Below are 13,656 nucleotides of genomic sequence, written 5' to 3'. Positions count from 1 at the left end.
TTACTTTGCGCACATTTCCAATGGGTAACTGGCAGGAATCACTGTTTGAATACGCTCGTTGAGGACGTTTATGCTTTGCCCAGTGTCAGAACGATCCCTGAGAGGATCAACACCACGCCCGCCCCGCGCGTGTAGTGCCATTTCTCAGCCAGAAACCACACGCCCATCAACAAACCCATCACGATACTGATTTGGCGCAGCGCCACGACTAAGCTGACGTTATCTGTCATCGTCATCGCAAACAGCACCAAACCGTACGTCGACGCCATCATCACCCCGGCCATACTCGCCGCCTTGCGGATTTTCCACGCACGCTGCAACTCTTGGCGATTGCCCGTCACCACACACCACAAAATCACCGGCAGCACCATGGCCCAGAATTGAACACCCAGATAGAAAATCGCGCTGTAGGAGTTGCCCAGCACATCGCCTGCTGCTTGAGTCAGTAAAAGCAGCGCCTCTTTATCAATTACGGAATAGCCCGTCGTGCCAAGTGCGGCCACCAAGGCCCACAACACCCCGACATTCAAGTACGAGCGTGGCGTAAACTGACGAAACCCCGTGAGCGGCACCAGCATGCACCCCAACGTGATGAGTACAAAACCAAGCCATTGGAATTGCGTTAAGGTGTGACCAAGCAACATGCTAAGCGCGCCGACCATCATCACAGGGAGTGCTCGTGCGATGGGGTAAATCACACCTACATCGGCGTGTTTATACGCTACGATCAGTCCTACCAGATAGACCATCTGCGCCAAGCCGCTGATGAGCAGCAGACCCCAAAATGCCATCGGTAGCGTTGCCCAGCCAACGGTCACTAAATACCAAATGAGATACGGCGTCAGCAACAAACACGCCGAGAGACTAGCCGCCATGGTAAAGGCAACGCCTGAACCAGCGTGACTTTTGCCCAGAATGTTCCAGCCTGCGTGCAATACAGCTGAAAAAACCACTAACCCTATCGCCAGGACGTCCATGGCAGCTTCCTTACTTCGAAGAAAAAGGCTCCGTGCGGAGCCTTAAGACCTGTTCGTTTTGTTTTTAGCGGCTTAACTGCGCGACCGATTCAATGCTGATCGCATCATGACGCCAATATTCAATATCGCAGTCGATCAAGTCGCCATTTTGGTTGTAGTTCACTCGTTCCACGACCATGGCGGGGGTGCCCGCGGTGGCTCGCAGCGCCTGCGCAGTCTCGCCCAACAGGGAACTGGTCGTGATGCGGTAACGAATGGTTTCATACTGGGTGCCGAAGTGCTCGCGATAGATATCCGTCAGTGAATTCGACAAATCGAAATCAAGCAAATTGGGAAACAGTTCCGGGCGAATGTAGTTGGTCACATACACCACCGGACGGTTTTCCAGATACCGCACTCGGTCGACGCGATACACATCCGAAAACGGTTTGAGATTGAGTAGCTTGGTTGCCAGCTTGTTGGCAATCATCGACTTGGCACTCACAAGTTCAGTTTTCGGCTGGCGATTTTGCGCCAACGCCATATTGGTGAAATTGAGCGTTTGTGACGGATCGTAACGCAGCGTCTCTGGCGAGATAAACCAGCCGCGGCGATCTTCACGGTAGATTTTCCCTTCCGCTTCCAACAGCGACAGCGCTTCGCGCAGCGTCACGCGCGTGGTATCGAACGACTCGGCCAACTTTCGCTCAGCGGGTAATTTCTGTCTTGGGGTAAGCATGCCCGCGTCGATTTGCTCCACGATGGCATCTTTAATTTTTACGTATTGCACGTGATTCCTTATTACTCGTTTATCACTCAATCGCGGTCATTGGACTTTGAACTTTGGGCTTAGGGCTTAGGGCTTAGCACTTAGCGTTTTCGCCAAGCTTGAGTGCGTTTAGTCAGCAGCCTTTCGGTCACCAGATGCACAACTTTCGCCCCTGCCGCCGAGCCCATGATCATCACCGCCATCGCCGCTGCGGCGCCCGTTTGCCCTGCATCGTCCATATTCAATACCGAGACCGATGCCGGGATGGTGTCTGTTGAGTAAAGAAATACTACCGCAGAAGTGGTGGTCAATGCATTAATAAACAGATAACTAGCGATGTCCAGTACCGCAGGCAAGCACACCGGCAGCGTCACTTTAAACAGCAAGCGATATTGTGGCAGTTTAATCGATGCCGCCGTCGCTTCAATTTCCCCGGGCAGTTGTTTAAGGGCGGTCAGCGCCGTCATGTGCCCTACGGTGTAGTAATGCACGATGGTGTTCACCACCAAAAATACCATGGTGCCGTACAGCACACTGAGCGGATTGGCCGCATCGTTAAAATAGAAAATGTATCCCAACCCCAGCACCATGCCCGGCACCGCCATCGGCACCACACTCAGCATCTGCATCAGTTGGCGCACTGGCGCAAATGCGCGGCCTTTTTCGATGCCATACGCACCAAGAAAAATCACCACCGTGCCAATCAATGCGGTAAAGGTCGCCAGAATCAGCGAGTTGAAATACGGGCTCCAGCCATAGGTGCTCATCTCCGCAAAGTTGTAGTTATTGAGCGTCAGCGCTTTGTTCCATGGCCAGAACGTGACCAATGATCCGTACACCGCCATGCCCAGCACCAGCACAATCGCCCCACACACCGTCAGGCAATAGAGAAAGCACAGTGAATCACGCACGCGATTTGGGCTTGGGACATACGCGACGGAGCGGGTATCAAACAAGTTCTTTTGCTTTCTCTGCACCCAACGATCGGCGATAAACGCCAACGCCGCAGGAAGCAACAGTAACAAGCTGGTGACCGCGCCCATGGCAAAGTTTTGTTGCCCCACCACCTGTTTGAAGATGTCGGTGGCCAACACGTTGTAGCTCCCGCCGATGACTTTCGGCACACCAAAGTCACACACCACCAGCGTGAACACCACGATGAGCGTGCTGATCAAACCGTACTTCGCAGCGGGCAACGTCACGACCAGAAAGGTTTTCCAACCGGGCGTTTTCAGAGCGCGCGCCGCTTCGTAAAGACGCGCATCAGACGTGCGCAGCGAGATATTTAAAATCATCAAGGCATGGGGAAACGTCCAGAAGATCAACCCAAGGCTAATCCCCATCAGTCCATACACCGATTCACCGCCAAGCCAGGACTTGAAAATGCCTTGATTGCCAAACAGAAAAATCAGGCTGATCGCGGGCAACAACGAGGGCGCCAAAATCGGCGCGCTGCCCAGCACTTGAAACAGCCCCTTCATCGGCATGCACGAACGGCTTAACGCGTAGGCATAACCAAATGCCAACGTCGACACCACCACCGTCACCAGCACACCGACGGTGAACGTATTGCCCATCGACTGCCACAAAGCGTTGGAGGAGAAATACGTCGCAAAGTTGGCCAAGCCGACATACTCACCGGCGCGGTTTTGTACCGATTTGATTAACATGGCCCACAACGGCATCAAAATGAACAGCCACATAAACAGCAAAAGCGCGGTCAGTGTCACGCCCAAAATCAGGTTGTCGCGACTGATGCGTTGCCACCAACGACTTGATGTGGCAGCGGTTGCGTTCGATAAAATCATAGCTTTCACTTTCTCACCTTAGGCAGCATCGCGCGTCGTCATGCGGGTTGGATAAACCTGAACTACGGTGTCGCGAATCGCCAGATGACGCACATCACCGGCCTGAATGGCGCTATCGACAACGTGTTGTACCGAAAGATCCACATGCACCGCGGGCAACGACGGTTCATCCTGAAAGCGGCACTCAATACGATAGAACGCGCCAAGAAATTCCAGCGATATAATCTTCACCGGCATGGCATTGCTGTTGCGTTCCACAAACGCCAACTGTTCTGGCCGCACGGCCAGTTCAAAGTGATCGCCCTGCTGCACACTGGCATTGCCAATCGCAGGCAAGCTAATCAGCGACTCAGCAACGCGCATTTGTAGCGGCGTGGTCATCGACGCCGGAATGAAATTCATGTGGCCAACAAACTGCGCCACAAATCGGCTGGCCGGTTGCTGGTAGATCTCTTGTGGTGAGCCAACCTGCTCAATGACACCGTGGTTCATCACCACAATCCGGTCGGCCATGGTTAACGCTTCGTCCTGATCGTGCGTCACCATGATGGTGGTGATCCCAAGCTTGCGTTGCAGGCGGCAAATTTCATCGCGCAGATGGGCGCGAACTTTGGCATCCAGCGCCGACAAAGGTTCATCCAGTAGCAATAAGCCGGGCGACAGCGCCAATGCACGCGCCAGCGCGACACGCTGTTGCTGGCCGCCGGAGAGCTGATTGGGGAATTTTTGTCCTGAAGTTGGCAAACCGATGGTGTCCAGCCACTCATCGACTTTTTCTAACGCCTCGCGCGTCGAGAGTCCCTGATTTTTCAGGCCGATAGCAATGTTTTCTTGCACAGTTAAATTGGGAAACAGCGCGTAAGATTGGAAGACGATGCCGAAATCACGCTTTTCAGGCGGCAAAAAGGTCATCTCGTGCTGGTTTTGGGAAATGGCGCCCGACGTGGGTAAATCTAATCCGGCAATGGCACGCAGCAATGTGGTTTTGCCACAGCCCGAGGGGCCAAGAAAGCAGACAAACTCTCCTTGCTGAATGTGAAGGTTGATGCCTTTGAGCGCCGTAAACTGGCCAAACTGTTTGATGACGTTTTGAATTTCTAAATAAGGCTGTGAGGTCATAACAAGATCCTTAATTTGGTATAGTCCAAATATAAAATCCCTATGTGACACTGTGGTGACGATTTTATAGACGTGAGATGACAGGAATGTGTCAGTCGATTATTCAGCCAAAAGATTGCCGTACAACATGACGCAAAAAACGAAAAAAGGAGGCCAAAGCCTCCTCAATCATGCGTTGATGAACCCATTAAGATTTAGGTTCAGACTTCGCATCAAACTTCTCAGACCAAGTTTTTAGCACGCGGGCGCGCTCGTTGCCCATCTGCGCAAAGTCCATTTTCGCCATCGCTTTTTCGACGTTCGGATAGTTCGCCACGGTTTTTCTGACATCTTTATGGCCCACGACCGGATACATATCAATGTACAACTCGTTGGCTGCTTTGGAGATCGACCAGTCCACCACGCGTTTTGCCGCATCCGATGCTTTCACCAAACCCACCGCTTCCGATTCCCAGCCGATGCCTTGAGGAATGATGACATCCAGTGGCGCGCCTTGCGTTTTCAATTTCGCGCCGCGACTTGCCATCGAAATGCCAATCGCCACTTCACCCATGCCCGCTTGAACGCACGGTTTTGAACCCGAATGGGTGTAATGCGCGATGTTTTGGTCCAAACGCTGCATGTAGTTCCAACCTTTATCTTCTCCCATATTTTGCAGCCAAGCCGACACCTGCATGTAACCCGTGCCCGAAGATGCTGGATTTGGCATCGCGATGTGGCCCTTATAAACAGGCTTGGTCAGATCTTCCCAACTTTGTGGTTTTGGCAGATTCAACTGTTTAGCAACCGCTTCGTTGAAACACACTGCATTGAAGAACGCGTCATTGCCGTACCACGCCTGCTGACCTTGCGGATCATTCAAATTGGCGCGCAGTTCATTCACACCTTTCGGCGTGTATGGCTTCAAGATGCCTTCGTTTTTGAGCAGTGCCATGGAGGAGCCGGCAAGCCCCCAAACCACTTCGGCGCGTGGGTTTGATTTTTCAGCTAATAGCTTGGCCGTCATGATACCGGTCGAATCACGCACCCACTTAATTTCGATATCTGGGTTCTCTTTTTCAAACGCAGTTTTGTATTTCGCCAAAATGTCGGTTTCGAACGCGGTATACACCGTCACCTCTTGCGCTGCGTATGCTTGCGCCGCAAATAACGCGACCAGTGAAGCCAGAGTTCCTTTCATAAAACGGGTTTTCATCGTTATCTCCAAGTTGTAGTTAATTTGGTATGTACCAGATTTATTTTCTACGCTAATCCTGTTATGTGACGATTCAATGACGTTCGTTTGGCATTTTTGTGAGCATTTCATACTTACATTCGCGGCATGGCGATCCGTATAGCCGTGACGGAAGATGTGAAAGTTTTATGAAATCCGCGTTGGTTGCCTTTACCAAGGCGATTTTTCCTTGCTAGAGTAGCGTTAAATTATTGGTATAGTCCAAAATGGAGTTCATATGAAAAACGACTACTTGCTGCTCACCCCTGGCCCCCTGTCGACCACGGAAACTGTGCGCGAAGCCATGCTAAAAGACTGGTGTACGTGGGATGACGAATACAACAAAGACATTGTGGAAGTGATTCGCCAAAAATTGGTGGCGCTGGCGACCCGTCACAGCGGATACACCTCGGTGTTAATGCAAGGCAGCGGCACCGCGTCGGTCGAAGCCACCATTGGCAGCACATTGGGCCAGCACGGCAAATTGTTGGTCGTTGATAATGGTGCGTACGGCGCTCGAATCGCGCAGATTGCAGCATACTTGCACATTGATTGTGCCATCGTCTCACCCGGTGAAACCGCGCAACCGTCTGTTGAACACATCGAAGCATGCCTTCAGCAAGATACCACCATTACACATGTGGCTATCGTGCATTGCGAAACCACCACCGGCATGTTGAACCCCATCGCGGAGGTCGTCGCGCTAGCCAAAAGATACGGCAAAACCGTGATAGTGGATGCGATGTCGAGCTTTGGTGGCATTCCGATGGATATCGGCGACCTCGGAATCGACTTTATGATCAGTTCGGCCAACAAATGCATTCAAGGCGTGCCGGGGTTTGGATTTGTGATTGCAAAGCAGAGCGAACTGGAACAATGCCAAGGCCAAGCCCGTTCGCTGAGCCTCGATTTGTACGACCAATGGCAATGCATGGAGAAAAACCACGGCAAATGGCGCTTTACGTCGCCAACTCACACCGTGCGTGCGTTTTATCAGGCGCTGCTTGAACTGGAACAGGAAGGTGGTATTGTAGCGCGTCATCAGCGTTATCAGACCAACCAAACCACGCTGGTGCGCGGCATGCAATCCCTTGGCTTCACGCCTCTACTCGATGTGTCACTGCACTCGCCGATCATCACTTCATTTTATTCCCCCACGCATCCGGACTACCAATTCGCCGAATTCTATCAGCGCCTGAAAGCGCAAGGGTTTGTGATCTATCCGGGGAAAGTGAGCCATGCCGACTGTTTTCGCATCGGCAATATCGGGGATGTACACCCTTACGACATTGAGCGCCTGATTGAAGCCGTGCAAAACGCCATGTACTGGAACGTAGCCTCATGAGCCACGCGAAACCCGAAACTCATTGGCGCAGCGAGGGCGACATCAACACCACACCCGCACGCGAGGAATGGGGCCGCAACCTGCAACATCCCGGCACACGCTCGCTGCTTGAGCGCGATGCGAATGTGTTTCTTCATCAGGCGATGTCGACGCCGTGCCTCAATGCGCTGAGTGCCGCGTGCGATGTGTACCTAGACGACTTGGCTGGCAAACGCTATCTCGATTTTCATGGCAACAACGTACATCAGTTGGGGTATAGCCATCCGCATGTACTTGAAAAAGTAACTCAGCAAATGCAAACCTTAGCGTTCTCGCCGCGCCGATTTACCAATCCGATTGCGGTGGCATGCGCCGAAAAACTGACTGAGATTTGCGACGGTGAACTCAATCGGGTGCTGTTTGCACCTGGTGGCACCTCGGTGATTGGCATGGCGCTGAAACTCGCTCGCCACGTCACCCAGAATTTTAAAGTCGTGTCGCTGTGGGATGCGTTTCACGGCGCATCACTGGATGCCATTTCTGTTGGCGGCGAAGCCTGTTTTCGCCACAACATGGGGCCGTTGCTGGCAGGCGTCGAACGCATTCCCCCAGCGGTGAGCTACCGCGGCGCTTTCCCTCGTGAAGACGGCAGCGACGTTCACTACGCCGATTACTTGGAATATGTGATTGAAAAAGAAGGCGGCGTTGGCGCGTTTATCGCTGAAGCGGTGCGCAATACCGACGTGCAAGTGCCCAGCCGCGCGTATTGGAAACGCGTGCGTGAAATCTGCGACAAACACGGCGTGTTGCTCATCATTGATGACATTCCCAACGGCATGGGACGCAGCGGCCACTGGTTCACCCATCAGGCGTTTGATATCGAACCGGACATCCTGTGTATCGGCAAAGGTTTGGGCGGTGGCATCATGCCCATGGCGGCGCTGATCACCAAAGACCAATACAACACAGCCGCCGCAGTGTCATTGGGACACTACACACACGAAAAAAGCCCGCTGGGCTGCGCCGCCGCACTCGCCACCATCGAAGTCATTGAACAGCAGCAGCTACTGAACAAAGTACAACGCGACAGCCACTATTTGCACCAACGCTTGCACGCGATGAAGCAGCGTTACGCGTTGATCGGCGATGTGCGCGGCATCGGCTTATTGTGGGGCGTGGAGCTGGTGCAAGACCCCACCAGCAAAGAGCGCGCGTACGATGAAGCCGAAGCGGTACTCTATCACTGCCTCAATCGCGGATTGAGCTTTAAGGTGTCGCAGGGGAATGTGATTCAACTCAGCCCTCCACTTGTTATCGAGCGTGCCGAACTTGATGACGCACTCGCGATCTTCGAATCCGCACTCCAAGAAATCAGCGCCACATTTGGCTACGCCATCAACCATTCATGAAACAAACCGTTCAAGGAAATCATCATGCACTCACCGATTCAAGCCGTTATTTTTGACTGGGCTGGCACCATTGTCGACTTCGGATCTTTCGCCCCGACAACGATTTTCGTCGAAGCCTTTCAGCAAGGTTTTGATTTTGAAATTTCACTCGATGAAGCCCGTGTACCCATGGGATTGGGCAAATGGGATCATATTCAAGCTGTTGGCCGGCTGCCCGACGTGGCTCAACGCTGGGAGCAGCAAATGGGCCGCGCCATGAGCAGTGCGGACATCGATGCCATTTACGCCGCGTTTATGCCGCTGCAAATTGCCAAAGTGGCGGATCACGCCGCGCCGATTCCACACGCGATTGAGGTGGTGAACGCGCTTAAGCAGCGCGGCATTAAAATCGGCTCTTGCTCCGGTTACCCGCGCCAAGTAATGGATGTGTTAATCCCCGCAGCACAGGCATACGGGTATCAACCAGATTATGTGGTCGCAACCGATGATCTGCCGCAAGGGGGGCGACCTGCGCCGTTCATGGCACTCAAAAATGTGATTGAACTTGGTGTGACAGATGTACGCACCTGCATCAAAGTCGATGATGCAGTGCCCGGCATTGATGAAGGCCACAACGCTGGTATGTGGACGGTCGGATTGCTGCTGTCGGGCAACGAAGCAGGACTCACCGAACAAGAGTATCTGTCTGCCGACGAAGCCACACTCAACGCAGCTCGTGCTCGCGCTCGCGACAAACTCTCGCAAGCCAATCCCCATTACCTGATTGATACCATCGCCGACTTTCCGGCTGTGGTTGCGGATATCGAACGCCGCCTACTCGCAGGCGAACGACCATAAACAACGGGCCTTGGCCCGTTTTTCTTCAGAACAGTTTTAAACTCGAGATGATCGTCGACATCAACATTGCCCCGGGCGCCGTCAGGGTATAGACGAAGATGGAAAAATTAATCAACACGGTTAACCAAAATATCATTCGAAATGGCTGTTCAAGGGTTTTGAATTTCAACAGCGCCTGTGCCATCAAAGCACCAGGCCAACCACCCAGAACGGATAGCGTGTGCAGCAACCACTCAGAAACCCGCCAATCGTTGTGATACATAGCACTTCGGTCAAACGCGTACACCGCATAGGTAATGGCGCTGATTAAGATGTAGAACAACACCACTATGGGCGGATACTTCACCAGATAGATACTGGCAAAAAGCACGGTAATGAACCAGACTGACAAAGCGAGTGACAATCCGTACACCAAAGGCCGATGAATATCGACGGCGTGCAGAGAACCGTCTGGTTCTTTCGTCAGTTTGAAATGTACCGCCTCATTAACTTTTGGTCGTTGCGCGTGACCTTGAAGATCGGAAATGTGGAAGAAGATTTTGCCGCGATAGTTATCGACAGTAATAAAGCCATACCCTTTCGCGTCATTCCATTCAGAGATTTTACCTGCAATAGCCATGATGAACTCGCACTCATCCCTCACACTCAGTGTCAGAGACTTGTTATGCCCAGCCGCCACTTCGCCTGTCGTTATTATGTTTGGCAAAGCTCCTGAGAACGCACAGACGTACTCAATTAAAGCGTAGTCCCTGCTCAAAAATAAGATCAAGCCGAAGATCGTTTTTTTGTCGATTTTGCTTCGTCGGCTGTGGCTGGATGAAAGCTCATCACTATTTACAAACATACACAATTTATTACTTAAAAACTGTGTGCATATCGATTGAATTCTTACATTACAAAGACTAAGGTTTCACGTACCACCTTGTGAAATCTATAAACCGTATGGTTTTATGCCGCCCTGACCTGTCAGGGCGGTATTTCTTTTTGGAGAAAATAAAATGTCTACTAATCATACAATCGTGGTATCAACTCTGGATATGGACCGCATCAGTGCGCTTCTGGAGCAGATGCCAAAATTGTCACCAGAACTGGAAAAACTAGAAGATGAACTCGACAGAGCGACCATCAAAGAGCCACAGGAAATGCCGGACAATGTCGTCAGCATGAACTCAACCGTGCGGTTTAAGTTCATGGGTAAAGAAGAGATCATTCAGAAGAATCTGGTCTATCCGAACGAAGTGAAAAGCAATGACGATATTTCTATCTTTGCTCCGGTTGGCAGTGCATTGCTAGGCTTAGCAGCAGGCCAAACTCTCACTTGGCCAATGCCTGGCGGCGCGGAGAAAACCATCGAGATCCTCGAAGTGGTGTACCAGCCAGAGCGTGAAGGTGACTTTAGCCGTTAAGAGCGGGATTCCGGTGCAAAGTGATCACTTTGCACCAGGAGCGATTTACGCGAGCAGAATATCTTTTAATTCGTGCAGTGAGCCCACTTCATAGTGCGCATCGATACCGTCCGGCTTTGGATGCTGATGCACATTCAACCAGCAAGTTTCAATCCCAAAGTTCAAACCGCCCAGAATGTCTGAATGCGGGTTGTCTCCCACCATCAACACACGCGCTTTTTCCGGATTTCCCATTACCGACATCGCATGAGCAAAAATGCCCGCATCTGGTTTGGCGATCCCAACCTCTTCTGAAATCACGATGTGGTCGAAATATTCCTTCATGCCCGTTTTAGTCAGGCGTACATCCTGAAGCTCCGTAAAACCATTGGTGATGATCCCCAGTTTTGCTTTGCCTTTTAGCGCTTCCATCAGCTCTTTAGCACCTGGCAGCAACGTACAAATGTCGGCCATCGCTTCCAAAAACGCGCTGTTCAGCTCTGCCGTGGTGGTTTCCAGCTTTTGCGCCCAGGATGCAAAACGAATGTGTTTCAATTCTGCCGCCGTGATCGTACCGTTCTGGTAATCAACCCACAGGGGCTTATTGACTTGTTGGTAGTGGTGAAAGTCTTGCTCCGTAAAGTCTACGCCTTTACGCGCAAACATCAGCTGCATCCCTTGAAAAGCATCGAAATGAAACAGGGTTTCGTCAGCGTCAAATAAGATCCAATCGTACTTCATGTTGGTTTCCTCAAAATGTCGCGCTCAGTCTAGATTGTTTTCCATGAGATGTTAATCTCTGTATATGGAAACTTTTTGTTAAGAATATCTCAACAATTATGATGAATAACACGTTTGCCGCCATTCCTATTTTTGTCGCAGTGGTCGAATGCGGCAGTTTCTCGAGCGCGGCCGAGAAACTCAACATCACTAAGTCTGCCGTGAGTAAACGGGTGACGCAACTCGAAGATGATTTAGGCATTCGCCTGCTGAACCGCACCACACGAAAACTGAGCCTGACCGAGGCCGGAGAGCGTTATTACTACCATGTATCCCAAGCCTTGAGCTATGCGCAACAAGGAAGTGACGCGGTCACTGAATTACAAGGTGAGCCCCAAGGTAAACTCAAAATAACGGCCCCCATGTCATTTGGTGTGTTGCATATTGCGACCATCATTGCCGAGTTCCTTGATCGCTATCCCAAAGTGGAAATCGACTTGCAGTTGGAAGATCAAATGGTTGACTTGGTTCAAGGCGGCTTTGACCTGGCGATTCGTATCGGCCATTTACCGGTCTCAAATCTGGTGGCCAAACGATTGGTGCGTTGCCGCAGTGTGCTGTGTTGCTCGCCCGATTATCTGACCCGTTATTCCGCGCCGCAGAAACCTTCTGATCTGCTGCAACACAATTGCCTGGTGTATTCCTATTTTCGAGGCGGCAGCGAGTGGACGTTTACCCAAAACGGGGCAGATTTCAAAGTCATTCCTCAAGGCAACCTTAGCGTGAATAACAGCGAAGCGATTCGCCGCGCCCTGCTTGACGGCCTTGGCATTGGTCAGTTGCCAACGTTTCTGGTCAGCAAAGATATTCAAGCCGGAAAACTGCAAACCATCATGGCGGATTTTCCTCTTCCTGAGCACGCCATTTATGCCGTATTTCCTGAAAGGAAACATCTGCCACACAAAGTGCGCGCCTTTATGGAATTTGTCAGTGAAAAATTGGGAGCAGATCAACCATATTGGGATCAAGGTATCTTCTGAGCCAATAAGTGCTCAAAAACTCAGAATGACAGTGATTTAACGCAAAGAACGTGTGCCAGAACCGGCTTATAAAACGGCGGGTTAAACCAACCACCGGAGTAGCCGATGAAACACTTTTTGCCCTCGTCCGTCATGCTGATTCCTTTTGTGGTGAAACCCTACCCCGAATCAGATGACGAAATTCGCGACAACGAACAACAACACGAGCAAACAGCTCAACTAGACTTACAAAATAAGCGTCAATCTCAGGCAGGATCAGACCAAGAATAGCACTGGATAATTATTGCACTAGCTCTGGATAGTTAAGGAATCGACCGATGAAAAAAGTAGCCGTGATATTGAGTGGATGTGGTGTTTTCGATGGTGCCGAAATTCATGAATCGGTGCTTGCCCTCCACGCCATTGAAAGACACGGTGCCTCTTGGCACTGTTTTGCGCCCAATATTGATCAGATGCACGTCATCAACCACCTGACGGGTGAAGAGATGGACGAAAAACGCAACGTGCTGGTAGAAGCCGCACGTATCGCACGTGGAAAAATTGAGGATGTCGCGAAGCTTAAAGCCGAAGATTACGACGCTTTGCTATTACCCGGCGGTTTTGGCGCAGCGAAAAACCTGACTGACTTTGCCGTCAAAGGCGCCGATTGCAGCATCAACACTCATGTCGCAGCCGCGTGTCGCGCCTTTGCTCAAGCGGGCAAACCGGCCGCCTATCTTTGCATTGCGCCCACCATCATTCCAATGATCTACGAACATGGCGTGGAAGGCACCATCGGCTGCGACCCGGATACGGCGTGCGCGTTCCGGAAAATGGGCGGAGAACACGTCACCTGTCCGGTCGATGACTTTGTTTTCGACCAGAAACACAACGTGCTGTCCACTCCGGCTTACATGCTGGCCGAAAATATTTCCCAAGCGGCAGCGGGTATTGATCGTCTGGTGGACGAGTTGATCAAACTTGCCTAATCACAGTAAAGCGCCGACCGTGGCGCTTTAGTTTTACGCAACTGCGTCCAGCAATTTGCTCCCGATGCATTTGATCGAAATCAGGAATGGTTTAGAATTCTCGCCTCG

At 51.5% G+C, this 13,656-nt stretch carries 14 protein-coding genes; 7 read left to right on the top strand and 7 right to left on the bottom strand.

Going from position 1 to position 13,656, the window contains the following annotated elements; translation table 11 throughout:
- Positions 1 to 68: 68 nt before the first annotated feature.
- The 5 genes from DYA43_RS20990 to DYA43_RS20970 form a co-directional block, all read right to left on the bottom strand.
- Positions 69 to 977 (bottom strand): EamA family transporter, encoded by a 909-nt coding sequence (locus DYA43_RS20990; RefSeq protein ID WP_020328672.1) that lies wholly within the window; start codon positions 975 to 977, stop codon positions 69 to 71.
- Positions 978 to 1,041: 64 nt separating this feature from the next.
- On the bottom strand, positions 1,042 to 1,746 hold the full coding sequence (gene phnR, locus DYA43_RS20985) for a phosphonate utilization transcriptional regulator PhnR (protein ID WP_061055588.1): 705 nt from the start codon (positions 1,744 to 1,746) through the stop codon (positions 1,042 to 1,044).
- A gap of 80 nt (positions 1,747 to 1,826) precedes the next feature.
- Entirely contained in the window at positions 1,827 to 3,533 is a 1,707-nt protein-coding gene (locus tag DYA43_RS20980) for a putative 2-aminoethylphosphonate ABC transporter permease subunit (protein WP_061055587.1), read from the bottom strand.
- 18 nt (positions 3,534 to 3,551) lie between these two features.
- Entirely contained in the window at positions 3,552 to 4,652 is a 1,101-nt protein-coding gene (locus DYA43_RS20975) for a putative 2-aminoethylphosphonate ABC transporter ATP-binding protein (protein WP_061055586.1), read from the bottom strand.
- Positions 4,653 to 4,839: 187 nt separating this feature from the next.
- Positions 4,840 to 5,847 (bottom strand): putative 2-aminoethylphosphonate ABC transporter substrate-binding protein, encoded by a 1,008-nt coding sequence (locus DYA43_RS20970; protein WP_061055585.1) that lies wholly within the window; start codon positions 5,845 to 5,847, stop codon positions 4,840 to 4,842.
- Positions 5,848 to 6,103: 256 nt separating this feature from the next.
- Here DYA43_RS20970 and phnW point away from each other — a divergent pair, with 256 nt between their 5' ends.
- The 3 genes from phnW to phnX are packed head-to-tail and all read left to right on the top strand — an operon-like array spanning position 6,104 to position 9,435.
- On the top strand, positions 6,104 to 7,210 hold the full coding sequence (gene phnW / locus DYA43_RS20965) for a 2-aminoethylphosphonate--pyruvate transaminase (RefSeq protein WP_061055584.1): 1,107 nt from the start codon (positions 6,104 to 6,106) through the stop codon (positions 7,208 to 7,210).
- The gene (locus tag DYA43_RS20960; protein WP_061055583.1) at positions 7,207 to 8,598 is read left to right on the top strand and encodes an aspartate aminotransferase family protein; all 1,392 of its coding nucleotides are present in this window, start codon (positions 7,207 to 7,209) and stop codon (positions 8,596 to 8,598) included. Before phnW ends, DYA43_RS20960 begins: the two co-directional genes overlap by 4 nt.
- Before the next feature lie 21 nt (positions 8,599 to 8,619).
- On the top strand, positions 8,620 to 9,435 hold the full coding sequence (gene phnX, locus DYA43_RS20955; RefSeq protein ID WP_104408439.1) for a phosphonoacetaldehyde hydrolase: 816 nt from the start codon (positions 8,620 to 8,622) through the stop codon (positions 9,433 to 9,435).
- 25 nt (positions 9,436 to 9,460) lie between these two features.
- On the opposite strand, the gene DYA43_RS20950 is transcribed toward phnX, so the two are convergent.
- Positions 9,461 to 10,279 (bottom strand): DUF1294 domain-containing protein, encoded by an 819-nt coding sequence (locus DYA43_RS20950; protein ID WP_225869403.1) that lies wholly within the window; start codon positions 10,277 to 10,279, stop codon positions 9,461 to 9,463.
- A gap of 154 nt (positions 10,280 to 10,433) precedes the next feature.
- Between DYA43_RS20950 and rnk the strand changes: the two genes are divergently transcribed.
- The gene (gene rnk, locus DYA43_RS20945) at positions 10,434 to 10,841 is read left to right on the top strand and encodes a nucleoside diphosphate kinase regulator (RefSeq protein WP_020328682.1); all 408 of its coding nucleotides are present in this window, start codon (positions 10,434 to 10,436) and stop codon (positions 10,839 to 10,841) included.
- 45 nt (positions 10,842 to 10,886) lie between these two features.
- On the opposite strand, the gene yjjG is transcribed toward rnk, so the two are convergent.
- Positions 10,887 to 11,561, bottom strand: a complete 675-nt coding sequence (gene yjjG, locus DYA43_RS20940) for a pyrimidine 5'-nucleotidase (RefSeq protein WP_020328683.1) — start codon at positions 11,559 to 11,561, stop codon at positions 10,887 to 10,889.
- Positions 11,562 to 11,662: 101 nt separating this feature from the next.
- Here yjjG and DYA43_RS20935 point away from each other — a divergent pair, with 101 nt between their 5' ends.
- The 3 genes from DYA43_RS20935 to elbB all read left to right on the top strand — a co-directional run bounded on the left by DYA43_RS20935 (position 11,663) and on the right by elbB (position 13,548).
- Complete coding sequence (locus DYA43_RS20935; RefSeq protein ID WP_172465320.1) at positions 11,663 to 12,580, top strand: LysR family transcriptional regulator; 918 nt, start codon at positions 11,663 to 11,665, stop codon at positions 12,578 to 12,580.
- A 105-nt stretch (positions 12,581 to 12,685) separates the two neighbouring features.
- On the top strand, positions 12,686 to 12,850 hold the full coding sequence (locus DYA43_RS22995) for a hypothetical protein (protein WP_164076311.1): 165 nt from the start codon (positions 12,686 to 12,688) through the stop codon (positions 12,848 to 12,850).
- A 47-nt stretch (positions 12,851 to 12,897) separates the two neighbouring features.
- Positions 12,898 to 13,548 carry an isoprenoid biosynthesis glyoxalase ElbB gene (gene elbB, locus DYA43_RS20930; protein ID WP_061055581.1) on the top strand — a complete coding sequence of 217 codons (651 nt, stop codon included), beginning with the start codon at positions 12,898 to 12,900 and terminating at the stop codon, positions 13,546 to 13,548.
- The last annotated feature ends 108 nt before the right edge of the window (positions 13,549 to 13,656 follow it).

The sequence above is a fragment of the Vibrio fluvialis genome (assembly GCF_900460245.1).
Classification (GTDB): Bacteria; Pseudomonadota; Gammaproteobacteria; order Enterobacterales; family Vibrionaceae; genus Vibrio; species Vibrio fluvialis.
The sequence above is the reverse complement of the archived record's forward strand: the minus strand, read 5'-3'. Positions and strand labels throughout refer to the sequence as shown.

What these genes read in the sequence shown, in the direction of transcription:
- DYA43_RS20990 (WP_020328672.1), bottom strand. Translation starts at nt 977, where the DNA reads ATGGACGTCCTGGCGATAGGGTTAGTGGTTTTTTCAGCTGTATTGCAC.
- DYA43_RS20980 (WP_061055587.1), bottom strand. Translation starts at nt 3,533, where the DNA reads ATGATTTTATCGAACGCAACCGCTGCCACATCAAGTCGTTGGTGGCAA.
- DYA43_RS20975 (WP_061055586.1), bottom strand. Translation starts at nt 4,652, where the DNA reads ATGACCTCACAGCCTTATTTAGAAATTCAAAACGTCATCAAACAGTTT.
- DYA43_RS20970 (WP_061055585.1), bottom strand. Translation starts at nt 5,847, where the DNA reads ATGAAAACCCGTTTTATGAAAGGAACTCTGGCTTCACTGGTCGCGTTA.
- phnW (WP_061055584.1), top strand. Translation starts at nt 6,104, where the DNA reads ATGAAAAACGACTACTTGCTGCTCACCCCTGGCCCCCTGTCGACCACG.
- DYA43_RS20960 (WP_061055583.1), top strand. Translation starts at nt 7,207, where the DNA reads ATGAGCCACGCGAAACCCGAAACTCATTGGCGCAGCGAGGGCGACATC.
- DYA43_RS20950 (WP_225869403.1), bottom strand. Translation starts at nt 10,279, where the DNA reads ATGTTTGTAAATAGTGATGAGCTTTCATCCAGCCACAGCCGACGAAGC.
- rnk (WP_020328682.1), top strand. Translation starts at nt 10,434, where the DNA reads ATGTCTACTAATCATACAATCGTGGTATCAACTCTGGATATGGACCGC.
- yjjG (WP_020328683.1), bottom strand. Translation starts at nt 11,561, where the DNA reads ATGAAGTACGATTGGATCTTATTTGACGCTGACGAAACCCTGTTTCAT.
- DYA43_RS20935 (WP_172465320.1), top strand. Translation starts at nt 11,663, where the DNA reads ATGAATAACACGTTTGCCGCCATTCCTATTTTTGTCGCAGTGGTCGAA.
- DYA43_RS22995 (WP_164076311.1), top strand. Translation starts at nt 12,686, where the DNA reads ATGAAACACTTTTTGCCCTCGTCCGTCATGCTGATTCCTTTTGTGGTG.
- elbB (WP_061055581.1), top strand. Translation starts at nt 12,898, where the DNA reads ATGAAAAAAGTAGCCGTGATATTGAGTGGATGTGGTGTTTTCGATGGT.